Here is a 25,009-nt window from a genome sequence, read left to right as displayed (position 1 = left end):
GGAACCACTTATGGCTGAGGAAAAACAGCAATCCCGCCAGGCCTCACTGACTTTGCAGGTGATGAATGGCAACGAACTGGAAAGCGGACGCGCCGCAAAATGCCTGTTCAGCGAAAACGGCGGCGATATTGGTCATACACCTGAATGTCACTGGCAGGTACAGGATCGTGCGGGAGGCATAGCTGCACGTGCCTGTAGCGTTATTCGGCACGACGGAGCCTATTGCCTGCGGTGCCTGACGCCGGGACTGATGATTAATCAGGCCCCGGTCTCTTCCGATTCGCTGATCCGCCTGCGCCAGGGCGATGAGATTCAGCTCGGCACACTGGCGCTGAAAGCGTTTCTGCATGACGGCGCGGCGGTCGCCTACGACGAGCGGATGGCAACCCCGGAAACGATTGTGATGAACCGCGACAGTCTGGCGGACACCCTGCTGACCACCGAGGGACAACCGGCGTATCCGGGAATGCCGTTCCAGCATCAGCTTGCCGCCACGGTGGCGCACGGTTTTTCCAGCGATCCTCTCCAGGCACTACAGACGGAAAGCCTGATGGTGGCAGATGATCCGATCGCACCACGCGTTTCCCGGCCCGTCGCCCCCGCCTCCGATCTAACAGGTGCAAACGGGATCAATACGCCATTTATGGATCTGCCGCCCGGCAATACCCGTTATGAGGACGGCGATGAATTTTCTGCCATGGCGCAGTACCACCTGGCCGTGACCCCGCTGCTGCGCGGTATGGAGTGCCCGCTGACGCTGCACGATTCTCAGGATGCGGATGAGTTTCTCGAAGAAGCTGGACGAGCGTTGCAGGCTGCCATTAAGGGATTGCTGAGTCTGCAACAGCAACAGAACAGCCTGTCAGATAAGCATTTGCGTCCACTGGAAGACAACCCGTTGCGCCTTGATATGGACTATGACACCGCGCTGAACGTCATGTTCGCGGAAGGGAAAAGCCCGGTACATCTCGCAGCACCCGCGGCCATCGGCGAAAGCCTGCGCAACATCCGACATCATGACGAGGCCAACCGGGCAGCAATTGTGGAAGCGTTGCGCGTCATGCTGGACGCCTTCTCGCCGGGCAACCTGATGCGCCGCTTTGCGCAGTACCGCCGCAGCCATGAGCTACGCCAGAAAATGGACGACGCCTGGGCATGGCAGATGTACAGCAACTATTACGATGAGCTGGCCTCCAGCCGACAGCAGGGATTCGAAATGCTGTTCAATGAAGTCTATGCCCAGGTCTATGACCGGGTGCTGCGCGAAAAACAGCGGGAGCCGGAAGCATGAACGGCAAAGCGTTTCTGGCCTGCGTTCTGATGAGCGTTGTGTTAACTGGCTGTGAAACAGCGAAAAAAATCAGCCAGGTGATCCGCAATCCGGATATTCAGGTCGGAAAGCTGATGGATCAGTCAACCGAGCTGACCGTCACGCTGCTGACCGAGCCGGACAGCAATCTGACGGCTGACGGTGAAGCCGCGCCGGTGGATGTTCAGTTGGTTTATCTGAGCGACGATTCCAAATTCCAGGCAGCCGATTACGACCAGGTTGCCACCACCGCGTTGCCGGACGTGCTGGGAAAAAACTATATCGATCACCAGGACTTCAACCTGTTGCCGGACACTGTAAAAACGCTGCCACCGATCAAGCTGGATGAAAAGACCGGCTATATCGGCGTCATTGTCTATTTTTCAGACGACCAGACCACAGAATGGAAACAAATTGAGCCGGTGGAAAGCATCGGGCACCACTATCGCCTGCTCGTGCATATCCGCGCCAGTGCGATTGAGATGAAAAAAGAGGAAAACTGACGATGGCAACAATGAAAAACAAGGTGATCTGGCAGGAAGGGCTGTTTGCTCTGCCGCAGCATTTTCAGCAACAGCAGCGCCATTTCGAGTATCTGCTGACCCGTCGTCTGGATGCACTGGGTGATTTTTTCTGGGGTTTTACGGAACTCTCCATCAATACCGAACTGCTCGCCCAGGGCAAAATCATGATTGATCGTGCGGCGGGCTGTATGCCTGACGGCACCGTGTTTAGTATTCCAGACCAGGATCTGTTGCCAGAGCCTTTCCTGCCGGGAACTCTTTCATCGAAAGAGAGCCACAATATTTATCTGGCGCTGCCGGTGATAAGCGACGTGATCAATGAAATCCAGGGGTTGCATAGCGCCGGTCAGGGTACGGAACGTTATCGCCTCACCCATGCCCGCGTCCGTGATTTTCACACCGACGAAGGCGACGAACAGCCGGTCGGTCTGGGGCAGTTGCTCCCCAGGATAGTCAGCGGCGCAGATGATCTCAGCGCGATGGTGACCCTCCCCCTGTGCCGTATCCTCAATAAAAATGCCACCGGCGCGCTGGTGTTGGACAACACCTTTATTCCCACCATCCAGGCCGTCCGCGTCAGCGGGTTGCTTGGGGCATTCTCCAGCGAGGTACAGGGGCTGCTTGCCACCCGCTCCGCCGATCTGGCCGGACGCATCGGTTCGCCTGAGCAGAGTGGGATTGCTGATGTGGCCGAATTTATGATGTTGCAGATGCTTAACCGCCATCAAATGCGGTTCACGCACAGTTCACAGTTGCACACGTTGCATCCGGAAGCCTTCTACCGGGATCTGGTGGAGCTGCTGGGAGAACTGATGACCTTCACCGAAGGTAATCGCCTGCCCTGCACCGTGGAGCCGTATAACCACCGGGATCTTACCGCGACCTTCACCAGAATCGTGCTCCCTGAACTGCGGCGCGCGCTGAATACCGTGCTGGTGCCGCGTGCGCAGAACTTGCCACTGTTCTTCTCGGAGGGGACATGGATAGCCACCATCAGCGATCCCACGCTGTTGCAATCCTGCAAGCTGGTACTGGCGGTGCGCGCCAGGATGCCCTACGACCAGGTGCAGCGTCAGTTTATCCAGCAGTCAAAAGTGGCGGCTACCGACAAAATCCGCAGCGTGGTCAGCGTTCAAGTACCGGGTATTCCGCTGCACACGCTTACCGCCGCGCCGCGTCAGCTACCCTATCATGAGGGTTATGTCTATTTCGAACTGGAAAAAAGCACCCCGGCCTGGCAGGACGTAATAAAAGCGGGCGCGCTGGCGCTGCATATCTCCGGCACCTTCCCCGATCTGAACCTCCAGCTTTGGGCGATAAGGGGATAACTGAATGAGCGATATCAGCGATGTGAGTGAAGCGTCAGTTTTTCCCGTGGAGCCGGAGAGCGGAACCCCAGGACGCCAGTACCGCCTTTCGCTTCGCGGCAATAGTCTGAATCCAATGATTGACGCCGCCACGCCGCTACTCGGTATGGTGATGCGTCTGTCCACCATGAACAGCCAGGCCATGCCGGAACACCTGTTTGCCCAGGTGGTAACCGATGTCCAGGCTGTGGAGCAACTACTCCAGGAGCAGGGTTACGAGCCGGGCGTCATTGTTTCGTTCCGCTACATTCTCTGCACGTTTATAGACGAAGCGGCGCTAGGCAACGGTTGGTCCAATAAAAACGAATGGATTAAACAGTCGCTGCTGGTTCATTTCCATAACGAAGCCTGGGGCGGTGAGAAAGTGTTTATCCTGCTCGAACGCCTGATCCGCGAGCCGGTACGTTACCAGGATCTGCTGGAGTTTTTATACCTCTGCTTTTCGCTCGGCTTTCGCGGGCGCTACAAGGTGGCCATTCAGCAACAGGATGAATTTGAGCGGATCTACCAGCGCCTGCACCATGCCCTGCACAAACTGCGCGGCGACGCGCCATTTCCGCTACTCCACCAGAAGAACAACATACAGAGCGGGCGTTATCAGTTAATCCGGAGGCTGACCATCAGGCATGTACTGTGCGGCGGTCTTGTCGTGCTGGTCGTTTTTTATCTGTTTTATCTGCTGCGTCTGGACAGCCAGACGCAAGATATTCTGCATCAGCTCAATAAATTACTCCGATAAGGACATCTTATGATCCAGATTGATTTAGCCACGCTGGTAAAGCGGCTTAACCCCTTCGCAAAACAGGCGCTGGAAATGGCTGCCTCGGAGTGTATGAGCCAGCAGGCCAGTGAGATCACCGTTGCCCATGTGCTGTTGCAGATGCTGGCTATCCCGCGCAGCGACTTAAGGGTAATTGCCGAACACGCAGGCATCAGTACGGAGGATTTACGCCAGGCGCTGACCATGGAGAGCTACCCGGGAGAACGTTCGGCCGAAGGCTATCCCAGCTTCTCCCCGATGCTGGTCGAATGGCTCAAGGAGTCATGGCTACTGGCCTCAGCCCAGATGCAGCAAAGCGAACTGCGCGGTGGCGTCCTGCTGCTTACCCTGCTGCATTCACCGCTGCGCTACATTCCACCCGCCGCCGCCCGTCTGCTGACGGCCATAAACCGCGACCAGTTACAGCAGGATTTCGCCGCATGGACAAAAGAATCCGCCGAATCTGTGGATCTGGTTGCCGGGCAAGCGCCCCGCGCAACAGAAACCGGCGATAGCGGGCTAGCCCGTTACGCCAAAAACATGACCGAAGACGCCCGTAACGGAAAACTCGACCCGGTGCTGTGCCGTGACCACGAAATCGACCTGATGATCGACATTCTCTGCCGCCGTCGTAAAAACAATCCGGTGGTGGTTGGCGAAGCAGGCGTGGGTAAAAGCGCGCTGATTGAAGGGCTGGCGCTGCGCATCGTGGCAGGCCAGGTGCCGGACAAGCTGAAAAACACCGATATTATGACCCTTGACCTGGGCGCATTGCAGGCCGGTGCGTCGGTGAAAGGTGAGTTTGAAAAACGCTTCAAGGGGCTGATGGCGGAAGTCATATCGTCCCCGGTGCCGGTCATTCTGTTTATTGACGAAGCGCACACCTTGATTGGCGCGGGCAACCAGCAGGGCGGGCTGGATATCTCCAACCTGCTCAAACCGGCGCTGGCGCGTGGCGAACTGAAAACCATCGCCGCCACCACCTGGAGCGAGTACAAAAAATACTTCGAAAAAGACGCTGCCTTATCGCGCCGTTTCCAGCTAGTGAAGGTCAGCGAACCTAACGCTGCCGAAGCGACGATTATTCTGCGCGGCCTCTCTTCGGTTTATGAACAATCTCACGGTGTGCTGATTGACGATGAGGCCTTACAAGCCGCAGCAACACTGAGCGAGCGTTATCTCTCCGGACGTCAGTTGCCGGACAAAGCGATTGATGTACTGGACACCGCCTGCGCCCGCGTGGCCATCAACCTTTCATCGCCACCGAAGCAAATCTCGGCGCTGACCACCATGAACCACCAGCAGGAGGCGGAAATTCGCCAGCTTGAGCGCGAACTTCGCATCGGGCTGCGTACCGACACCTCACGGATGACTGAGGTGTTGGAGCAGTATGATGAAACGCTGTCGGCGCTGGACGAACTGGAAGCGGCCTGGCAGCAACAGCAGACGCTGGTACAGGAAATTATCGCGCTGCGCCAGGCATTGCTGGATCAAGCAGAAAACACTGATGCTGCGGTGGAAGAAATCACTGAACCCGTTTCCCCGGCACAGCGACTGGCGCAGCTCACCGCCGAACTGGACACCCTGCATAACGACCAGCTACTGGTCTCTCCGCACGTCGATAAAAAACAGATTGCGGCGGTAATTGCCGAATGGACCGGTGTACCGCTCAACCGCCTGTCGCAGAATGAAATGTCTGTTATCACCGACCTGCCGAAATGGCTGGGCGACACCATCAAGGGCCAGGACCTGGCGATTGCCAACCTGCATAAGCATCTGCTGACCGCACGCGCCGACCTGCGCCGTCCGGGACGCCCGCTCGGGGCGTTCCTGCTCGCTGGTCCCAGCGGTGTGGGTAAAACCGAAACCGTCCTGCAACTGGCGGAACTGCTCTACGGCGGTCGCCAGTACCTGACCACCATCAATATGTCTGAGTTCCAGGAGAAACACACCGTTTCGCGGCTGATTGGCTCCCCTCCGGGTTATGTCGGCTACGGTGAAGGCGGCGTACTGACTGAAGCGATCCGCCAGAAACCGTACTCGGTGGTGCTGCTCGATGAAGTGGAGAAAGCACACCCGGATGTGCTCAACCTGTTCTACCAGGCATTCGACAAGGGCGAGATGGCGGACGGCGAAGGCCGCCTGATTGACTGCAAAAATATCGTCTTCTTCCTGACGTCTAACCTCGGCTACCAGGTGATTGTCGAGCACGCCGATGACCCGGAAACCATGCAGGAAGCCCTCTATCCGGTGCTGGCGGACTTCTTTAAACCTGCCCTGCTGGCGCGTATGGAAGTGGTGCCGTACCTACCGCTGTCGAACGAGACGCTCGCCACCATTATAGCCGGGAAACTGGCCCGTCTGGATAACGTGCTGCGCAGCCGCTTTGGTGCAGAAGTGGTCATTGAACCGGAAGTGACGGACGAAATCATGAGCCGTGTCACCCGTGCGGAAAATGGCGCAAGGATGCTGGAATCGGTCATCGATGGCGACATGTTGCCGCCGCTCTCGCTGCTGCTGTTGCAGAAAATGGCGGCAAACACCGCGATTGCCCGGATTCGTCTGTCGGCAACAGACGGCGCGTTCACGGCAGACGTGGAAGATGCGCAGCCCGATGATGCCGTGACATCGCAGACAGAGGATGAAACCGTTTTATGAGGATGCGCGTTTTCCGGCAGACAGGATGGCTAATAGTGGGCCTGGTGGCAGGCCTGCCAGTTGGTGCCGCGCCCGCAGATACTTCGTCAATGGACGGTATGACAGCCACGTTACAGTCCATGCAGTCCTGTCGGCGGGAGTCTGCTGCGCTGGAGCGGCTTGACTGTTATGACCGCATTCTTGCGCCGGAACAACCCGGCTTTGGCAACGCCGCGCTGGTCAAAGCCAGCTTCGTGGGTGAAGCCTGGACCCGCGCCACGGAGCAGGAAAAACGCCGCCAGGGCAACACCACGGAGCTGCTGGTGACGCAGATGCCGGGGGAACGCCCGACAGTGGTGATCACCACCCCGGCTATCGGCCATGTTCCGCCGCGCCCGGTGCTGATGTTCAGCTGTGTGGACAATATCACCCGCATGCAGGTGGCGCTAATGCACCCGCTGGATACGCATGATATTGCCGTCACGCTGAATGCCGACAGCCGGGCATTGCGCAGCCGCTGGTTTGTACGCGAGAACGGCACCCTACTGGAATCCAGCCGGGGGCTGTCCGGGATTGATGAAATTAAGCAGTTATTTGACGCCAAAACGCTGACGGTGGATACCGGCGCAGACAACGCCGCCGGAAGGCTGACCTTTAACATTGACGGGCTGGCACGGGTTATAGCGCCACTACGCGACGCATGCCACTGGGCGGGAGAATAATATGGCAATGGATTTACGTAATCCCGATGTATGGCTTGCACACCTGCTGGAAAATCTGCCGGAAGATAAGCTGTCCGCCGCGCTTGATGATGGCAATGCAGACTGGGAGTTTATCGACAGCGAAATCGTCAAGCTCGGCTCGCTGGCGCACAGCCAGCTTGATATCCCGGAACTTCAGCGCCGGGGCCTGATGCTTCTGGCCTCAGAAACCAAAGATTTTCGCCTGCTGGCCCACCTGCTGCGTACCCTGCAACATGCCGGGGATATTCTGCTGGCCTCCAGAATGCTGGCACAATATACCGAGCACTACTGGACATGTGCCGCGCCGCAGAACATGACCCACAAAAAGCGCTTTGCCGCCCAGGTGATAAAACGCTTTGAGTCTGCCGTTCAGGACTTTGCCGGGAATGCTGCGACAACACAGCGCGATGCTTTGCTGGGAGAGCTGGCAAAACTGGCACAGTGCTGGCAGGCGCACAACGCGCCGGAGCTGGCTAAGGCGACAGACGATTTATTTGCCCTGTTTCAGCGCGCGTTTCGTGATGTAGCGCCTGAAATGCCATCATCGGCAAGAACCGCCGCCATTGCGCCGCAGGCCACGACCAGCTCTGTGCCGGATATGTCACCGCACACGGTTGCCGCTCAGCCTTCTGTTGCGGCCACTCCAATCCCGCAGGTCACCGTTGACAGCCACGACGATAAAGCATGGCGCGACACCTTGCTGAAGGTGGCCGCCATTCTCTGTGAGCGCCAGCCGGAGTCACCGCAAGGATACCGACTGCGCCGCCATGCGCTGTGGCAGACCATCACCAGCTCTCCGCAGGCAGAAAGCGATGGCCGGACGCCTCTGGCAGCCTTCCCTGCCGATATGATGGATGATTATCTGGCGCGGCTGAACAATGCCGACATGGCGCTGTGGCAGCAGGTGGAAAAAAGCCTGCTGCTGGCCCCGTACTGGCTGGACGGCCATTACCTCTCAGCACAGACCGCGCTGCGCCTCGGTTATAAACAGGTGGCGGATGCTATCCGTGATGAAGTTACCGATTTTCTGGCCCGCCTTCCTATGCTGCTCAACCTGCTGTTTAACGACCGCACTCCGTTTGTTTCCGAACAGACGAAACAGTGGCTGGCATCATCCGGCTCTGCCAACCACCCCCCCCCGGTTGTACAGACCGATGAAGAATTACAGGCAGCCAGGGCGTGCTTCGATGAAAACGGGCTGGAAGCCGCGCTGCGGTACCTGGAAAACCTGCCCGAAGGTGATCCCCGCCACCAGTTTCACCGCCAGTTTTTCGGCGCGCAGTTACTGGAAGAGGCCGGTATGGTTCAGCTTGCACAACAGCAGTACCGGATGCTCCTCAGAACAGGCTTACACATGATGCTATCCGAATGGGAGCCTTCCCTGCTGAAAGCACTGGAACAAAAACTCACGGCAGAACAGTAAAAGATAACAAGGAGTTACTGTGTTCAAATTTCCCACATCCCGACTGTTCAGCACGTTGAGATCTGCGCTCAGGCCAGCGATGCCGCGGTTTAAAGTTTCCGCCGCCTGGCTGCTGGCGCTGGCATGGGTTTTTCTGCTGGTGTGGATCTGGTGGCAAGGCCCGAAATGGACGCTCTATGAGCAGCATTGGCTGGCGCCTCTAACAAACCGCTGGCTGGCGACCGCCGTCTGGGGACTTATCGCTCTGATCTGGCTCACCTGGCGAGTGATGAAGCGTCTACAAAAGCTGGAAAAACAACAGAAACAACAGCGCGAGGAAGAAAAAGATCCACTGACGGTGGAACTCAACCACCAACAACAATATCTGGATCACTGGCTACTGCGCCTGCGTCGCCATCTGGATAACCGCCGTTATCTGTGGCAGTTGCCGTGGTATATGGTCATTGGTCCTGCGGGTAGCGGTAAAAGCGCTCTGCTGCGAGAGGGCTTTCCATCTGACATTATTTACACGCCGGAAAGCATCAGGGGTACGGAATACCATCCGCTTATTACACCGCAAGTGGGCAACCAGGCGGTGATTTTCGATGTTGACGGCGTACTGACCTCCCCAGAAGGGGATGATCTGCTCCACCGCCGCCTGCGCGAACACTGGCTGGGATGGCTGATGCAAACACGCGCACGCCAACCGCTCAACGGTCTGATCCTGACACTCGATCTTCCCGATCTGCTGACGGCGGATAAACCCCGCCGCGAAGCACTGGTACAAAATCTGCGTCAACAACTCCAGGAGATCCGCCAGTGCCTGCACTGCCGGTTGCCCGTTTATGTGGTGCTGACCCGGCTGGATCAACTGACCGGCTTTGCCGCACTGTTCCATTCGCTGGATAAAAAGGACCGCGATGCGATTCTCGGCGTCACGTTTACCCGCCGCGCTCATGAAAATGATGACTGGCGCAGCGAGCTGAGCGCCTTCTGGCAGACGTGGGGGCAACAGATGAACCTGGCTCTGGCAGACCTGATGCTTGTGCAGACCGGTGCTGCACTGCGCAGCGCCGTGTTCAGTTTCTCTCGTCAGATGCAGAGTACGGGAGAAATCGTCGCCTCACTGCTCGCCGCATTGTTGGATGGTGAGAACATGGACGTAATGCTGCGTGGCGTCTGGCTCACATCCTCGCTACAGCGCGGCCAGGTAGACGATCTTTTCACGCAGTCCGCCGCCCGCCAGTATGGACTGGGTAATAGCTCGCTGATGACCTGGCCTATGGTGGAGACAGCTCCGTATTTCACCCGCCGCCTCTTCCCGGAAGTCTTGCTGGCCGAGCCAAACCTTGCGAGTGAAAATAGCGTCTGGCTGGGTAGATCCCGTCGTAGGCTAACCGCCTTTTCTACTTGTGGTGCAGCGGTGGCCGCATTGCTGGTCGGTGGCTGGCATCATTATTACAACCAGAACTGGCAGTCCGGCGTTAACGTACTTGCACAGGCGAAAGCCTTTATGGACGTCCCACCACCGCAGGGAACCGATGAATTTGGCAATCTGCAACTGCCATTGCTCAACCCGGTACGCGATGCCACCCTCGCCTACGGCGATTACCGCGATCACGGTTTTCTGGCGGATATGGGATTGTACCAGGGCGTCCGCGTAGGGCCATATGTGGAACAAACCTACATTCAGCTTCTTGAGCAGCGTTATCTCCCCTCGTTAATGAACGGCCTGATCCGGGATCTGAACAATGCCCCGCCTGAGAGCGAAGAAAAGCTCGCTGTACTGCGCGTAGTGCGCATGATGGAAGACAAAAGCGGGCGCAACAACGAGGCGGTAAAACAGTACATGGCGCGGCGCTGGAGCAATAAATTTCACGGCCAGCGAGATATTCAGGCGCAACTGATGGCGCATCTGGAGTATGCGCTTGAGCACACGGACTGGCACGCGCAGCGCCAGTCCGGTGACAGCGATGCTGTCAGCCGCTGGACACCCTATGATAAACCGGTCATTAATGCACAACATGAACTGAGCAAGCTGCCTATATACCAGCGTGTCTACCAGACCCTGCGCACCAAAGCATTAAGCGTGTTGCCCGCCGATTTGAATTTGCGCGACCAGGTTGGCCCCACCTTCGACAAAGTTTTCGTCGCTGGTAATGATGAAAAACTGGTCATCCCGCAGTTTCTCACCCGCTATGGCCTGCAAAGCTATTTTGTCAAACAGCGTGAGGGCCTCGTTGAACTGACCGCGCTGGATTCGTGGGTACTGAACCTGACGCAAAGCGTCGCCTACAGCGAGGCCGATCGTGAAGAGATCCAGCGCCATATTACCGAACAGTATATCAGCGACTATACCGCCACCTGGCGTGCCGGAATGGATAACCTCAACGTCCGTGACTATGAGGCCATGCCGGAGCTGACCGACGCGCTGGAACAGATTATCAGCGGCGATCAGCCGTTCCAGCGTGCGCTGACGGCGCTGCGCGATAATACCCACGCGCTGACGCTCTCCGGCAAACTGGACGATAAGGAGCGGGAAGCGGCGATAAATGAGATGGATTACCGCCTCTTGTCCCGGCTGGGGCATGAGTTCGCGCCGGAAAACAGCGCACTGGAGGAGCAAAAGGAGAAGGCCAGTACGCTACAGGCCGTGTACCAGCAACTGACCGAGTTGCACCGTTACCTGCTGGCGATCCAGAACTCGCCAGTGCCGGGGAAATCGGCGCTGAAAGCAGTACAACTGCGGCTGGATCAAAACAGCAGCGATCCAATCTTCGCCACCCGCCAGATGGCAAAAACTCTGCCTGCGCCGCTTAACCGCTGGGTGGGCAAACTGGCGGATCAGGCCTGGCATGTGGTGATGGTGGAAGCCGTTCATTACATGGAAGTGGACTGGCGCGACAATGTAGTAAAACCCTTCAACGAACAGCTTGCCGACAATTATCCGTTTAATCCACGCGCCCCACAGGATGCCTCACTGGATGCGTTTGAGCGTTTCTTTAAACCGGATGGCATTCTGGACACATTCTATAAAGACAACCTGCGCCTGTTCCTGGAAAACGATCTGACCTTTGGCGAGGACGGTAGGGTGCTGATCCGTGAAGATATCCGGCAACAACTGGATACCGCGCAGAAAATCCGCGACATCTTCTTCAGCCAGCAGAACGGGCTGGGCACACAATTTGCCGTGGAAACGGTGTCGCTTTCCGGCAATAAACGGCGCAGCGTACTTAACCTGGACGGCCAGTTAGTGGACTACAGCCAGGGACGCAACTATACCGCCCATCTGGTCTGGCCGAACAACATGCGTGAAGGCAATGAAAGCAAGCTGACGCTGATTGGCACCAGCGGCGGAGCACCGCGCAGTATCGCCTTCAGCGGACCGTGGGCGCAGTTCCGCCTGTTCGGCGCGGGCCAGTTAACCAACGTGACCAGTGACACCTTTAACGTGCGGTTTGCTGTGGACGGCGGCGCGATGGTTTACCGGGTACATGTGGATACCGAGGACAACCCGTTCACCGGCGGGCTGTTCAGCCAGTTCCGTTTACCGGATACGTTGTATTAAGGGGGTTGTGATGAGCAACAACGCACTGACACAAACTATCGTTACCGGCAGCGATCCGCGCGCCCTGCCGGAGTTCAGCGCCGTCCGCGAAGAAATTAACAAGGCTAATCACCCGTCACAGCCGGAGCTGAACTGGAAACTGGTGGAGTCTCTGGCGCTGTCGATTTTTAAGGCCAACGGAGTGGATTTGCATACCGCCACCTATTACACGTTGGCGCGTACCCGTAATCAGGGACTGGCAGGGTTCTGTGAAGGCGCGGAACTGCTGGCGGCGATGATCAACCACGAATGGGATAAATTCTGGCCGCAGGGTAGCCCGGCGCGAACTGAGATGCTGGACTGGTTCAACACCCGCACCGGGAATATCCTGCGCCAGCAGGTGTCCTTTTCCGAAGACGATCTGCCGTTGCTCTACCGCACGGAACGAGCTTTGCAGCTTATCTGCGACAAACTCCAACAGGTGGAACTGAAGCGCCAGCCCCGCGTGGAAAACCTGCTTTATTTTGTGCAGAACACACGTAAGCGGTTTGAGCCACAGCCCGGAAATCGTACCGATAGGGCGGCACAGACAACGGTCAGAACGCTGGTCTATGCGCCGGAAAGCACAGACTCCGTGACAGCGGAAGCCATGCCTCCCCTTCCCGACCTGCCGAAAATGCGGGTGGAGGTGCGTGGTGTGGCAGATAACGCCGACAACGTCAGGCAGGGCGGCATGGTAAAAGGTTTTGTTGCCGGTGCCGCCACTACTGCCGTTTTCGCCGCCGCGCTCTGGTGGTGGCAGGCGTCCCCAATGCAGCAGCAGCTTGCGCAAGTAAGGGATACCGCGCAGGGAGCTGCCACAGTCTGGCTGACCTCACCGACAATAAAGGAATATGAACCTTACCTGCAACAGCTTCTGAATGCCCCACCACTACAACCGCTGGAAACCGGAATGCAGATGATGCACACCGCAGACTCCCTCTGGCCGGAAAGCCTACAACAGCAGGAAGCCAGCCGGATGTGGAGTAACACGCTGAGAAACCGAGCGCAAGCCAGTCCGCAGATGAAGGGCTGGCAACAGGCGCGGCAGAATTTACGGGATTTTGCGGATCTGATGATGAAGAAGGAGACGGAGAAACAGGGATTCACCCTCTCATATATCAAAACGGTGACCTGGCAGGCAGAACGGTTACTTAATCAGGAAACACCGCTGGAATACATTCTGACGCAGTACCAGGAGACTCGTGCACTGGGTCAGGACACACAGGCGCTGGAAAAAGAGATCAACGAAAGGCTGGACGGGCTGTTAAGCCGCTGGCTGCTGCTGAAAAATACCGGACAGGATATGGCAACGGATAACAGAACCGGACCAATCCATCCAATTCATTGAAGTTAAGGAGAACAATAATGGCAAATCTCGTCTATCTGACATTGAATGGAGAACTTCAGGGTCTGATATCGTCCGGATGTTCATCTATGCCGTCCATCGGTAACAAAGCCCAAATTGCACATCAGGATCAAATTATGGTGACCTCATTGTCGCATGGTCTGAGCCGCGCACAGAACGTCAACCACCAGGAGCTTACCATCACGAAACCGGTGGACAAATCCTCCCCCCTGCTGGGAAAGGCCATTTCAGAGAATGAATGTCTAGCCTGTGGTTTTGTATTCTACCGCACCAACCGATTTGGTATTAATGAACCATACTACAAGTTAAAACTGACTAACGCCCGGATTTCAAACATCGGCCTTTCCGTTCCCCATACCATTAACGACAGCCCAGGACAGCCGGAAGAATCTGTGTCATTTACCTATGAGAGCATTAATTGGGAGCATAGCATCGCCGGAACCAGTGCGTACAGCCTGTGGAGTGAGCGAATTTTCTAAAGACATCAAGGACTGCAAGCCATTCGGATAATAATCCAGCCTGGATTGCTGGACTTTGGATAAAATATTCGGTTTACGTTCCGAAATGCTTACAATCCCATCTTGCTGCAACCATAACCTCCTGGCGGCAGCAAGAATTAATCACTCGTAGCGGTTAACCAGGTCCTTCACCATCGAAGTATATGCTCTCTGCTTAAACTGTGTAATTTGTTGTTCAGTAACATCAGTGACACTGGCCTGTGTTTTCCCAGGAAGTGGCGGAAGCACTTTATACTCATAATTCACCGGCGACCATGTGGCCCACTCACCCGTTGCCACATCCACCAACGTGAAACGTACCAGGTAACGTAGTGAAATAGCGTCGGTAAGTTTTTCATTTTTATAGTCGGACCACACCGTTGATTTCAGCACAGAATCATATTTTCCTGCCTGTAATGTATCCTGATAAACGACGATGGCTTTCTGATGACCTTTTGCGGCAACAAATCGCAGCGCCTGCATCCAATTCATGTTGTCAGCAATAGCCCCATCTTGATTATCATCTTTATTTTTATCTTTATTACAGGCCCCTATTTTCTGTCTATCCGGAATACCTGAAAATGTTGCGACCATATAATATTTATTCATTTCCTGCTGCATTATCGATTCTGGCGCACGGCTTCCGGACTGAACCAGGATCACACGAGAATTAAGGGGAACTCGGAATTCATCTCCTTCTAATGCAGCCTGGATATCTTCTTCAGATACAGCAAGGGTAGTCTCATTACCAAAAATATCTTTGTCCGTTAAGTACGCACCGGAATCTTTACTATTAACATTTTTTGACGAAACTGCTCCTGTTTTTTTGGCATCAATAGATGACTTAGACATACAGCCCATCAATAACAATGATGTTAAAGATAAAATAATAGCATCCCTGAAAAACATAATTTCTCCCTAACCGTTAAAGGCCACACTTTCAATAGCGGTATAGATTATAAACTTATGTTCACGTAATAAAGAGAAAATTAATCTGATAATAGTCTTACGTTTTAAACTATAGTTTTGGCAAATGTTTTACTGGATATATAAAAAAAATAGATACATTTCGGAGGGAAGTTAAGACGATTGCAAACCACCAGAAACGACAAAGGCCTGAACCATTGCTGATTCAGGCCTTTTGAATAGTGGCGGAACGGACGGGACTCGAACCCGCGACCCCCTGCGTGACAGGCAGGTATTCTAACCGACTGAACTACCGCTCCGCTGTGTTCCCTTGGGAACGAGGCGAATATTACGGGTTAGCCTCGGAATCGTCAACGCTTTTTATGACGTTTTGAATCGTTTGCTGCAAAAATCGCCCACGTGACTATTTTCACAGCAAAAACAGGTGTTTTACGCTCGCCAGAGGCAGCTTCCGCCCTTCTTTTGCACCAGATCGAGACGGGACTCGTGTGCCGCCAGCTCTTCGTCAGAGGCAAAAACAACGCGCAGTTTGCTTCCAGCACGGGTAACGCGCTGAATCCCGACATCGCCCGCCTGCTGCTGCCCCTCGCCTTCCATCGAAAAAGCCATCGATGTCTGGCCGCCGGTCATCAGCAGATAAACATCGGCCAGGATTTGGGCATCGAGTAATGCTCCGTGCAGAGTACGTTTGCTGTTGTCTATTTCGTAACGTGAACATAAGGCATCGAGACTGTTACGCTTGCCGGGGAACATTTTCCTCGCCAGCGCCAGGCTATCGGTCACCTTACAGAACGTATTGGTCTTCGGAATGCCGCGATTCAGCTTGCCAAACTCGTAGTCCATAAAGCCGATATCGAACGATGCGTTATGGATGACCAGTTCAGCCCCACGGATGTAATCCATAAACTCGTCGGCAATCTCGCCAAAGGTCGGTTTATCCAGCAGGAACTCATCGGCAATACCGTGAACGCCAAACGCTTCCGGGTCCACCAGCCGATCGGGCTTGAGATAAAAGTGGAAGTTATTTCCGGTCAGACGACGGTTGATCACCTCGACGGCACCGATCTCGATGATCTTGTGCCCTTCGTAGTGCGCCCCGATCTGATTCATACCGGTGGTTTCCGTATCGAGGACGATCTGTCGTGTAATTGCAGTGCTCATATCGTTCATTTATGTCAGACTTGTCGTTTACGTGCCGATTTCAATACAGGAAGTCTACCAGAGATGCTTAAACAGGTAGAAATTTTCACCGATGGTTCTTGCCTCGGTAATCCAGGGCCTGGCGGCTATGGCGCCATTTTACGCTATCGTCAGAAGGAGAAAACCTTCAGCGAAGGCTATTATCTGACAACCAACAACCGCATGGAACTGATGGCGGCAATTGTCGCACTCGAGGCGCTGAAAGAACACTGTGAAGTGGTATTAAGCACCGACAGTCAGTATGTACGTCAGGGGATCACACAATGGATCCACAACTGGAAGAAGCGCGGCTGGAAAACCGCAGATAAAAAACCTGTTAAGAATGTCGATCTGTGGAAACGTCTGGATGCGGCGCTTGGCCAGCATGAAATTCGCTGGATGTGGGTAAAAGGTCACGCCGGGCATCCGGAGAACGAACGCTGTGATGAACTGGCGCGCGCGGCGGCGTCTTCGCCCACTCAGGAAGATACTGGATACCAGCCAGACGCTTAAGCGTTTGGCTTTTTATATTGACGCGTTGCGCCCACGGCCTGTGTGATGCGGCTTTTCGCTTTGTTCTGCTTCATCGGGTTTAGCGTCAAGGGGATCGTCCGCTTACGCGCCACAATATATTGCACGCAACCTAATGCCGGCAGATGCGTGCTTAACAGTTTTCCGCCCTGCTTCGTCCAGGGCAAAACCTGCACCCTTCCCTGATGCAGTACTTCAAAATTAAGCAATGCCAGCCAGTCCAACTGACGCGTGAGGGTAAACATGCGGCTGTTGTACGGGATTTTATGACGCAGCACCGGGACAAGCTTGCGTAAACCGACCAGGCTGATGGGGTTGAAGCTGGTGATAATCAGCCAGCCATCATCAATCAGCACGCGGTCTGCTTCCCGCAACATGCGGTGAGGATCGGAACACCAGGGAAGCGTATGCGCCAGCAGGCAGGCATCTACCGACTTCTCGGCAAAGGGTAATTGCAGCGGGTCGGCTTTTACCTGAATCGGATTTCCTGCCAGCGAGACGTTAACCTGATGCGAGATGGCGCAGGCTTCCGTGTTAATTTCTGCGCTCAGGTTCCCAATTTTAAGCAAATGAAAACCATAGAGTTTCGTAAGCCAGGGTTTCAGTTGACGCTCCAGCGCCTCGCGATAATACTCACCCCAGGGCATTTCAGCCCAATGACCGGGCGCTGCGACTGTTTGAGGTATCCTTGCCGGTTTCATCACAACCTTCCGTTCGTTTTAAGAGGTAATTTATGAATCTTAACAGTATTCCCGCATTTCAGGACAACTACATCTGGGTTCTGAGCGACGACGCAGGCCGCTGCCTGATTGTCGATCCCGGCGAGGCCGCACCGGTTCTGCGTGCAATAAAAGAAAATAACTGGCAGCCGGAAGCGATTTTCCTGACCCATCACCATGCCGATCATGTTGGCGGCGTGGCCGAATTGCGTCAGCATTTTCCACATATTGAGGTCTATGGCCCTGCCGAAACGCAAGATAAGGGAACCACTAAAGTGGTCGCTGAAGGGGACAATGTGTCCGTTCTCGGACAGGAATTTTGTATTATCGCCACGCCAGGTCACACTTTAGGACATATCTGTTTCTTTAACATGCCTTATCTATTTTGCGGCGATACTATGTTCTCTGGCGGCTGCGGGCGGCTTTTTGAAGGCACAGCAATCCAAATGTATCAATCACTTAAGAAAATAAGCGCGCTTCCTGACGATACGTTAATTTGTTGTGCACATGAGTACACTTTATCAAATATGAAGTTTGCCCTGAGTATCCTACCACATGATTTGTTCATAAATGAATACTATCGAGAAGTTAAGGAGTTACGTGCTAAAAATCAAAAGACACTCCCCGTTACTCTGAAAAATGAGCGTCGTAATAATATTTTTTTAAGAACGGATGACACTGATTTTATTAATGAAATTTCAAAAGAAACAAAATTGCTACAACCTTCTGAGCGTTTTGCATGGTTAAGGGCAAAGAAAGACAACTTCTGATACTTCACGGTTGCGTTTTGAAAAGTTCGCCGTTATGATCGGTCGTCTTTTAAGCAACTATTGACACACACATGAAGGCAAAAGCGATATTACTCGCCTCTGTCCTGCTCGTGGGGTGCCAGGCGTCAAAGCACGATGGCAATATCCAACAGCACGCACAGAGCCTTTCTGCGGCTAGTCAAGGAGAAGCGGGTAAGTTTGCAAGTCAGGCGCGGTGGATGGACGATGGGACATTCTACGCGCAGGATCAGGACTTGTGGGCTTCCATTGGCGACGAGCTAAAGATGGGAATTCCGGAAAATACCCGGATTCGCGAACAGAAACAGAAGTATTTAAGCAATAAGAGCTATCTCCACGATGTAACTTTACGGGCAGAGCCGTATATGTACTGGATAGCCGGGCAAGTTAAGAAACGTAACATGCCTATGGAGCTGGTATTACTACCCATAGTGGAGAGCGCTTTTGACCCGCACGCAACGTCTGGCGCCAATGCCGCAGGCATTTGGCAGATCATTCCGAGCACAGGGCGCAATTACGGTCTGAAACAGACCCGCAGTTACGACGCACGTCGCGATGTTGTTGCCTCCACAACAGCAGCGCTGGACATGATGCAGCGTCTTAACAAGATGTTTGACGGCGACTGGTTATTAACCGTGGCGGCGTACAACAGCGGTGAAGGCCGTGTAATGAAGGCAATGAAAGCGAACAAAGCGCGTGGTAAACCCACCGATTTCTGGTCGCTGCCGCTGCCTCAGGAAACCAAGCTTTACGTACCGAAAATGCTGGCTTTGAGCGATATTCTCAAAAACAGTAAACGTTACGGTGTGCGACTGCCAACACCAGATGAAAGCCGTGCACTGGCGCGAGTACGTCTCGATAGCCCTGTTGAAATGAAACAACTGGCCGATATGGCAGGTATTTCAGTCAACAAGCTGAAGACGTTTAACGCGGGCGTAAAAGGCTCCACGCTGGGCGCAAGTGGCCCGAAGTACGTGATGGTACCGCAGAAGCATGCTGACCAGCTGCGTGAATCGCTGGCTTCAGGTGATATTGCCGCAGTCCAGCCAACGCTGGTTGCTGACAATACGCCATTGCAGAGCCGCAGCTATAAAGTGCGCTCAGGTGACACCCTGTCAGGTATCGCATCACGTCTCGGCGTGTCCGCAAGCGACCTGAAGCAGTGGAATAACCTGCGCGGCAATAATCTGAAGATTGGTCAGAGCTTAACGGTTGGCGCAGGTAACAGCGCAGCGCTGCTTGCTAAAAACAGCGATAGCATTACCTATCGCGTGCGTAAAGGCGACTCGCTGTCCAGTATTGCTAAACGTCACGGTGTGAACATCAAAGATGTGATGCGCTGGAACGATGATACTGACAACCTGAAACCCGGCGATCAGCTGACGTTGTTTGTGAAAAATAACGACCGTCCGGATTCCTGATCGGCAAATAAGAAAAAAGGCACCGTTTTCCGGTGCCTTTTTTGTTTCTAGCGTGCTTTATGCGCTTCAAACATGATGGTATCGCTGGTAAAGGAGCCATCCTCCTGTAACGCAAACCACGTTTTCACCTCCGCAGACGCACTCTCCTGATAGAGCCGTATCGCCTCGCACAGCGCCGCAGGCGTGCGCATACGCTCAACCCATGAAGCGAAATTCAGCGGCAACCTGTCGGTAATCAGATTATCCACCGCCAGCCCGGCTTCTGCCGCCAGCGCCAGCCACTCACCGCTGGAGTAGTTGCGAACGTGGGAAGTATCGCGCAGCGCTTCAACCGTTTGCAGCCAGATATCGCGTACCGGATGACCCGGTGACATCACATCCATAATAATCAGCGTACCGCCCGGCTTCAGTACTCGCTTCACTTCCCGCAGGGCCTGACCCACATCGTGCCAGTGGTGCGCCGAATAGCGACTAATCACCACATCAAAACTAGCCGCTTCAAAAGGCAATGATTCGGCATAACCCTGACGGGTAGAGACATTATCCAGCCCCTTCTCCGTTGCCGCCTGAGCGACCACCGCCAGCATCTGGCTGGATAAATCATAAGCCGTGACCTGCGCCACTTCACCCGCCGCGACAAAGCTTGCGTGTCCTGCACCGCAGCCTAAATCCAGCAGGTGAGCCTCAGGAAAATCCCTCAGACGGGCTTTCAGCCGCTGTAAATCACGGCCAGAGGCATGTACCGCGCTGGTTAAATAGGCTTGCGCCTGAGAGCCAAACTGTTTTTCAACGTTGTCATGGTGGGAATGTGTTGTCATTGTGCTGTCCTTGGTTGTGTTTGAAATAAAGGGCAGCACTGAAGGAACAGGTCTGCCCATGGCAGACCTGACGCACCTCTATTTGACAGGTATGCCGGGACTGAATTCGACGAGTAGCGGGTTATGATCGGAAGCACGCGTCACCAGAACCGATGCATCGTGCACATTCAAACCGCGATAAAAGACAAAATCGAGTGGGCGACCAAACGCGCGACGGCGCTGGTCATCGGAAAAACGTACTTCGCGCAGCGACATTTCGCGGGCAAAGCGATAGAGCGCATTCATGCGCGGGCGGCTCCAGGCATTAAAATCACCGGCCATAATCACCGGGCCACTGTGGTGCGCAATCTGATCGCCAATTGGCAGCAGTTGTTTACTGTAAACATCGACGCCAAGGCTGAAATTCACCGCGTGGATGTTCACCACCATCAGCAGACGCGAGTCAGGAAGTGGGTAAACGGTCACTAACGCAGATTTTGCCAGGCGCAGAATAGGTTCGCGCTCGCGCAGCGGGCAGCAATAGACCGGTTGCGCAGAGGAGAGCGTCATCACACCAGAGGGATGCTGTGGCAGGACGAATGCAGGAACCTGATCCGCGGCTAAGTAGTTGGTGGTCGCAAACTTTACCAGCTCGGGCGTGGTTTGCGCTTCCTGAAGCAGCATCAGGTGGGCATCTTTGCCAAAATTTTTCAGCACCGACAACCATTCGGCTCGCTGCTGCTTAAAGATGTTCCACACCAGAACGCGAATATTTTCTTCAGTACTTAACGGTGTACCCGCGGGCAGTGCCTGCCCCATACCTGCATACATCCCAGGCGGAGGCAAAATTCGCTCCGCAGGTTGACCGGCAATGTAACGCATAGCATAGGTATTTTTTCGCACTTTCTTTTTTTGACCTCAATAAACAAAGAACCAACCTGTTTCCAGGGTGGTTCTTCAGTTATAGGGATTTTTGCTTACAGTTTCAACGCCAATCGCGATAAAGCTGTGTGAACTTCTGTAAGCAAGTGCTTACTCGGTTTGTATTAGCCTAATACTACGCGAGGCGTCTTATCCAGGCGACCGCTCAGGCCAATCAGTAACAGAGCAACCAGAACAATCACAGCGCCAATCCACGGGGTTTGCGCCAGGCCATAATGCTCTACCGTTTGGCCGCCGATAATAGAACCCAATGCGATGCCAATGTTAAAGGCGGCGATGTTAAGCCCGGAAGCCACGTCAACCGCTGAAGGCGTGTACTCCTCCGCTTTCTGTACCACATAGACCTGCAGACCCGGAACGTTACCGAAAGCAAATATCCCCATCACCAGCACCGTCGCCAGCGCGGCATACTGCATCGAGGCGGTGAACTGGAACACCAACAGCAAAACCATCAGCGCAGCAAAGATGAATTTCAGCGCCGGCACCGCACCATGTTTATCTGCCAGCTTGCCGCCCCAGATATTGCCAATGGCCACCGAAACCCCGTACCCCAGTAAGATCCAGCTCACTGCACTCGGTGTAAAACCGGCCAGGTTTTGCATCATCGGCGCAAGGAAGGTGAACGCCGTAAATACGCCACCGTAGCCGAGCGCGGTTACCGCATAAATCATCAGTAAACGCGGATGTGTCAGCACCTTAACCTGTTCGCGCAGGCTGGCTGGCGCACGGCTGGGAATGTTATTCGGCACCAGAATCGCACTGGCGATTAAGGCAATCACGCCCAGCATGGAGACCGCGAGGAACGTTTCACGCCAGCCGAAGTGCTGACCGATAAACGTGCCTAACGGTACACCGGTCACCAGCGCGACGGTCAGCCCGCCAAACATAATAGCAATCGCGGAAGCAGCTTTCTCTTTCGGCACCAGGCTGGTGGCGATTGTGGAGCCAATTGAGAAGAATACGCCATGCGCCAGGCCCGTCATCAGGCGAGCCAACACTAACGTGGCATAGCCCGGAGCCTGCCAGGCCAGCAGGTTACCCAACGTAAACAGCACCATCAGCCCCAGCAACAGCTGTTTGCGCGGCAGTTTACCGGTGAGTGCAGTCAGAACCGGTGCGCCAATGGCGACACCTAATGCATAGATAGAAACCAGCAGGCCGGCGGACGGCAGAGAGATAGATAGCTGGTCAGCAATGGTTGGCACCAGTCCAACAATCACAAATTCCGTTGTGCCTATCGCAAAGGCACTGATAGTCAACGCAAGTAAAGCCAGAGGCATAATTTACTCCACATCATTCAGTATTAAGATGACACGAAGTATGCCGGGATGTTTTAATAACAAAAACCATCAAAATCTCAATTGAATTTTGCATCAGGTGCAACAATGAAAGCAACCTCAGAAGAAATTGCCATTTTCGTTGCCGTCGTCGAAAGCGGCAGCTTCAGCCGTGCGGCGGAGCAGCTCGGCCAGGCCAACTCGGCGGTCAGCCGGGCCGTAAAAAAACTGGAGTCTAAGCTGGGCGTCGGCCTGCTCAACCGCACGACGCGCCAGCTCAGCCTGACGGAAGAAGGCGAGCGCTATTTCCGCCGTGTGCAGGTGATTCTTCAGGAGATGGCCGCTGCTGAAGATGAAGTCATGGAGACGCGCCGCGTACCGCGTGGAGTGCTACGTGTGGATGCCGCGACGCCCGTGACGCTCAATTTCCTGACGCCGCTGATTAAGCCCTTTCGCGAACGCTATCCGGAAATCACGCTTTCGCTGGTCTCCTCGGAGACGTTTATCAATCTGATTGAGAGAAAGGTCGATGTGGCGATTCGAGCCGGGGCGTTAAGCGATTCCAGCCTGCGCGCCAGGCCGCTATTTACCAGTTATCGCAAGATAGTCGCCTCGCCGGAATACATCGCGCGTCATGGTAAACCTGATACCGTCGCCGATCTTAAGGATCATCTCTGTTTAGGCTTTACCGAACCGGCTACGTTGAATACCTGGCCGGTCTCCTGTTGTGATGGCCAGTTGCATGAAATTACCAGTGGGCTGTCGTCCAATAGTGGAGAAACCATTAAACAACTCTGCCTGAACGGAAATGGGATTGCGTGTCTGTCGGATTACATGATTACGAAGGAACTGGAGCGGGGAGAATTCGTGGAACTGCTCGCCGAACAGCGGGTACCGGTCGAGATGCCGTTTAGCGCAGTGTATTACAGTGATAAAGCGGTGAGCCCGCGTATCCGGGCATTCATTGATTTCCTGAGTGAACATGCGGGCAGCTTTGCTACCCGCACGCAGGAGAGTTAATCCCAGTTCGGCGCCAGGCCTTCCGGGCTGACCAGGCGATCGTTGCAATCCAGGGCAGCGATCGCTTTTTTGTCTTCGCCATCCAGTTGCAGTTTCAACGCCAGCAGGTTACTTGCCAGGTTTTCACGTTTGGTAGAAGAAGGAATCACCGAGTAACCTTCCCCCATCGCCCATGCCAGAATCACCTGTGCTGGCGTAGCATTATGTTTTGCGGCAATACGCACAATGGTTTCATCTTTCAGCGCCTTGCCGTAAGCCAGCGTCATGTAAGAGGTGATGTGAATGCCGTGCTCACTCGCCCAGTCCACCACTTTCCGGTTTTGCAGGTACGGGGAAAGCTCGACCTGATTGGTCGCGATATTCTCAGCACCAACCGCGCTTATCGCCTGCTCCATCAACGGGATGGTGAAATTAGAGATACCGATTTCACGCGTCAGGCCCTGTTTTTTGGCTTCCAGCAGCGCATGCATGAACTCTTCGACAGAGACGGCGTTGTTTGGCGATGGCCAGTGGACCAGCGTTAAATCGACATAATCGGTACGCAGCTTTTTAAGGCTCTCTTTGAGGCTTGGGATCAGCTTCTCTTTGCTCAGATTTTCGGTCCAGATCTTGGTGGTGATAAAGATCTCTTCACGGGGTACGCTGCTTTCAGCAATCGCCTGACCCACGGCGGCTTCGTTATCGTAGATTTGTGCGGTATCAACCGCGCGATAACCCAGTTCCAGCGCGGTTTTTACCGAAGCAATGACCACGTCATCTTTCAGACGGAAAGTACCAAGACCAAATGCAGGGATAGACATAGTGTTCCTCTTAAATCCTTTGTTTTGATAGTAAAGAGGATTATGGCGATACGGATGGGGGAGAAAAAGAGTGAAAAATGCAGAGGATTTTTGCTGATAACGCAATAATCAATCAGTGGACGAAAAAAAGCCCTGAGCGTTAACTCAGGGCTTCTTAATAAGTGGCGGAACGGACGGGACTCGAACCCGCGACCCCCTGCGTGACAGGCAGGTATTCTAACCGACTGAACTACCGCTCCACCGAATTTCTTTGTCACTATGACTGATTTTTATCAGTCGTACTTCTTAATTTGATGCCTGGCAGTTCCCTACTCTCGCATGGGGAGACCCCACACTACCATCGGCGCTACGGCGTTTCACTTCTGAGTTCGGCATGGGGTCAGGTGGGACCACCGCGCTAGTGCCGCCAGGCAA

21 protein-coding genes, 2 tRNA genes and 1 rRNA gene are annotated in these 25,009 nt (G+C 54.5%); 14 read left to right on the top strand and 10 right to left on the bottom strand.

All coding sequences use genetic code 11. The features are described from left to right. Nucleotides 1–10: 10 nt before the first annotated feature. The 10 genes from tagH to ACWWFX_RS19680 are packed head-to-tail and all read left to right on the top strand — an operon-like array spanning nucleotide 11 to nucleotide 14,176. Nucleotides 11–1,291 carry a type VI secretion system-associated FHA domain protein TagH gene (gene tagH, locus ACWWFX_RS19725; protein WP_473224567.1) on the top strand — a complete coding sequence of 427 codons (1,281 nt, stop codon included), beginning with the start codon at nucleotides 11–13 and terminating at the stop codon, nucleotides 1,289–1,291. After that, nucleotides 1,288–1,812, top strand: a complete 525-nt coding sequence (tssJ, locus tag ACWWFX_RS19720) for a type VI secretion system lipoprotein TssJ (RefSeq protein ID WP_473224566.1) — start codon at nucleotides 1,288–1,290, stop codon at nucleotides 1,810–1,812. Before tagH ends, tssJ begins: the two co-directional genes overlap by 4 nt. A 2-nt stretch (nucleotides 1,813–1,814) precedes the next feature. Further along, nucleotides 1,815–3,161 (top strand): type VI secretion system baseplate subunit TssK, encoded by a 1,347-nt coding sequence (gene tssK, locus ACWWFX_RS19715; protein WP_473224565.1) that lies wholly within the window; start codon nucleotides 1,815–1,817, stop codon nucleotides 3,159–3,161. Nucleotides 3,162–3,165: 4 nt separating this feature from the next. Then, a complete protein-coding gene (gene icmH / locus ACWWFX_RS19710) occupies nucleotides 3,166–3,939 on the top strand; it encodes a type IVB secretion system protein IcmH/DotU (RefSeq protein WP_473224564.1) in 774 nt (257 codons plus the stop codon). A gap of 9 nt (nucleotides 3,940–3,948) precedes the next feature. Beyond that, nucleotides 3,949–6,618, top strand: coding sequence for a type VI secretion system ATPase TssH (tssH, locus tag ACWWFX_RS19705; RefSeq protein WP_473224563.1), 2,670 nt, complete (start codon nucleotides 3,949–3,951; stop codon nucleotides 6,616–6,618). After that, nucleotides 6,615–7,319 (top strand): type VI secretion system-associated protein VasI, encoded by a 705-nt coding sequence (vasI, locus tag ACWWFX_RS19700; RefSeq protein ID WP_473224562.1) that lies wholly within the window; start codon nucleotides 6,615–6,617, stop codon nucleotides 7,317–7,319. The genes tssH and vasI overlap by 4 nt, the downstream gene beginning before the upstream one ends. A gap of 1 nt (nucleotide 7,320) precedes the next feature. After that, nucleotides 7,321–8,763, top strand: a complete 1,443-nt coding sequence (gene tssA, locus ACWWFX_RS19695; RefSeq protein WP_473224561.1) for a type VI secretion system protein TssA — start codon at nucleotides 7,321–7,323, stop codon at nucleotides 8,761–8,763. A gap of 19 nt (nucleotides 8,764–8,782) precedes the next feature. After that, a complete protein-coding gene (gene tssM, locus ACWWFX_RS19690) occupies nucleotides 8,783–12,310 on the top strand; it encodes a type VI secretion system membrane subunit TssM (protein WP_473224560.1) in 3,528 nt (1,175 codons plus the stop codon). A 10-nt stretch (nucleotides 12,311–12,320) separates the two neighbouring features. Further along, a complete protein-coding gene (locus tag ACWWFX_RS19685; RefSeq protein WP_473224559.1) occupies nucleotides 12,321–13,679 on the top strand; it encodes a VasL domain-containing protein in 1,359 nt (452 codons plus the stop codon). Nucleotides 13,680–13,696: 17 nt separating this feature from the next. After that, entirely contained in the window at nucleotides 13,697–14,176 is a 480-nt protein-coding gene (locus ACWWFX_RS19680; protein ID WP_473224558.1) for an Hcp family type VI secretion system effector, read from the top strand. A gap of 141 nt (nucleotides 14,177–14,317) precedes the next feature. On the opposite strand, the gene ACWWFX_RS19675 is transcribed toward ACWWFX_RS19680, so the two are convergent. From ACWWFX_RS19675 to dnaQ, 3 genes are all read right to left on the bottom strand, one after another. Then, a complete protein-coding gene (locus ACWWFX_RS19675; protein WP_473224557.1) occupies nucleotides 14,318–15,103 on the bottom strand; it encodes a lipoprotein YafT in 786 nt (261 codons plus the stop codon). A gap of 240 nt (nucleotides 15,104–15,343) precedes the next feature. Then, nucleotides 15,344–15,420 (bottom strand) — tRNA-Asp (locus tag ACWWFX_RS19670). 130 nt (nucleotides 15,421–15,550) lie between these two features. Continuing rightward, nucleotides 15,551–16,282: a DNA polymerase III subunit epsilon gene (gene dnaQ / locus ACWWFX_RS19665; RefSeq protein ID WP_276223027.1), complete on the bottom strand. Its 732-nt coding sequence runs from the start codon at nucleotides 16,280–16,282 to the stop codon at nucleotides 15,551–15,553. A 63-nt stretch (nucleotides 16,283–16,345) separates the two neighbouring features. Between dnaQ and rnhA the strand changes: the two genes are divergently transcribed. After that, nucleotides 16,346–16,813 carry a ribonuclease HI gene (gene rnhA, locus ACWWFX_RS19660; RefSeq protein ID WP_015965807.1) on the top strand — a complete coding sequence of 156 codons (468 nt, stop codon included), beginning with the start codon at nucleotides 16,346–16,348 and terminating at the stop codon, nucleotides 16,811–16,813. Here rnhA and ACWWFX_RS19655 read toward each other — a convergent pair. Beyond that, nucleotides 16,810–17,532 carry a class I SAM-dependent methyltransferase gene (locus ACWWFX_RS19655; RefSeq protein WP_276223031.1) on the bottom strand — a complete coding sequence of 241 codons (723 nt, stop codon included), beginning with the start codon at nucleotides 17,530–17,532 and terminating at the stop codon, nucleotides 16,810–16,812. The genes rnhA and ACWWFX_RS19655 overlap by 4 nt on opposite strands. 32 nt (nucleotides 17,533–17,564) lie before the next feature. Here ACWWFX_RS19655 and gloB point away from each other — a divergent pair, with 32 nt between their 5' ends. Both gloB and mltD read left to right on the top strand, forming a co-directional pair. After that, the gene (gloB, locus tag ACWWFX_RS19650) at nucleotides 17,565–18,320 is read left to right on the top strand and encodes a hydroxyacylglutathione hydrolase (protein WP_276223033.1); all 756 of its coding nucleotides are present in this window, start codon (nucleotides 17,565–17,567) and stop codon (nucleotides 18,318–18,320) included. Between the two features lie 71 nt (nucleotides 18,321–18,391). After that, nucleotides 18,392–19,759, top strand: a complete 1,368-nt coding sequence (gene mltD / locus ACWWFX_RS19645; protein ID WP_473224556.1) for a murein transglycosylase D — start codon at nucleotides 18,392–18,394, stop codon at nucleotides 19,757–19,759. A 47-nt stretch (nucleotides 19,760–19,806) separates the two neighbouring features. Here the strand turns inward: mltD and ACWWFX_RS19640 are convergent, their stop codons facing one another. The 3 genes from ACWWFX_RS19640 to ACWWFX_RS19630 all read right to left on the bottom strand — a co-directional run bounded on the left by ACWWFX_RS19640 (nucleotide 19,807) and on the right by ACWWFX_RS19630 (nucleotide 22,778). After that, entirely contained in the window at nucleotides 19,807–20,577 is a 771-nt protein-coding gene (locus ACWWFX_RS19640; protein ID WP_473224555.1) for a class I SAM-dependent methyltransferase, read from the bottom strand. 78 nt (nucleotides 20,578–20,655) lie between these two features. Then, entirely contained in the window at nucleotides 20,656–21,459 is an 804-nt protein-coding gene (locus ACWWFX_RS19635) for an endonuclease/exonuclease/phosphatase family protein (RefSeq protein ID WP_041686313.1), read from the bottom strand. A gap of 143 nt (nucleotides 21,460–21,602) precedes the next feature. Beyond that, a complete protein-coding gene (locus ACWWFX_RS19630; protein WP_276223040.1) occupies nucleotides 21,603–22,778 on the bottom strand; it encodes an MFS transporter in 1,176 nt (391 codons plus the stop codon). Between the two features lie 105 nt (nucleotides 22,779–22,883). Between ACWWFX_RS19630 and yafC the strand changes: the two genes are divergently transcribed. After that, a complete protein-coding gene (gene yafC, locus ACWWFX_RS19625; RefSeq protein WP_276223041.1) occupies nucleotides 22,884–23,795 on the top strand; it encodes a DNA-binding transcriptional regulator YafC in 912 nt (303 codons plus the stop codon). Here the strand turns inward: yafC and dkgB are convergent. From dkgB to rrf, 3 genes are all read right to left on the bottom strand, one after another. Continuing rightward, complete coding sequence (gene dkgB, locus ACWWFX_RS19620; protein WP_276223043.1) at nucleotides 23,792–24,595, bottom strand: 2,5-didehydrogluconate reductase DkgB; 804 nt, start codon at nucleotides 24,593–24,595, stop codon at nucleotides 23,792–23,794. The two genes, yafC and dkgB, sit on opposite strands and share 4 nt — an antisense overlap. A gap of 162 nt (nucleotides 24,596–24,757) precedes the next feature. After that, a tRNA-Asp gene (locus ACWWFX_RS19615) sits at nucleotides 24,758–24,834 on the bottom strand. Nucleotides 24,835–24,890: 56 nt separating this feature from the next. Continuing rightward, nucleotides 24,891–25,006: ribosomal RNA gene (rrf, locus tag ACWWFX_RS19610) — 5S ribosomal RNA — on the bottom strand. Nucleotides 25,007–25,009 lie beyond the last annotated feature (3 nt).

This window comes from Pseudocitrobacter sp. 2023LY-00077 (assembly GCF_055796175.1).
This window is presented reverse-complemented; position numbering and strand designations above follow the sequence as displayed.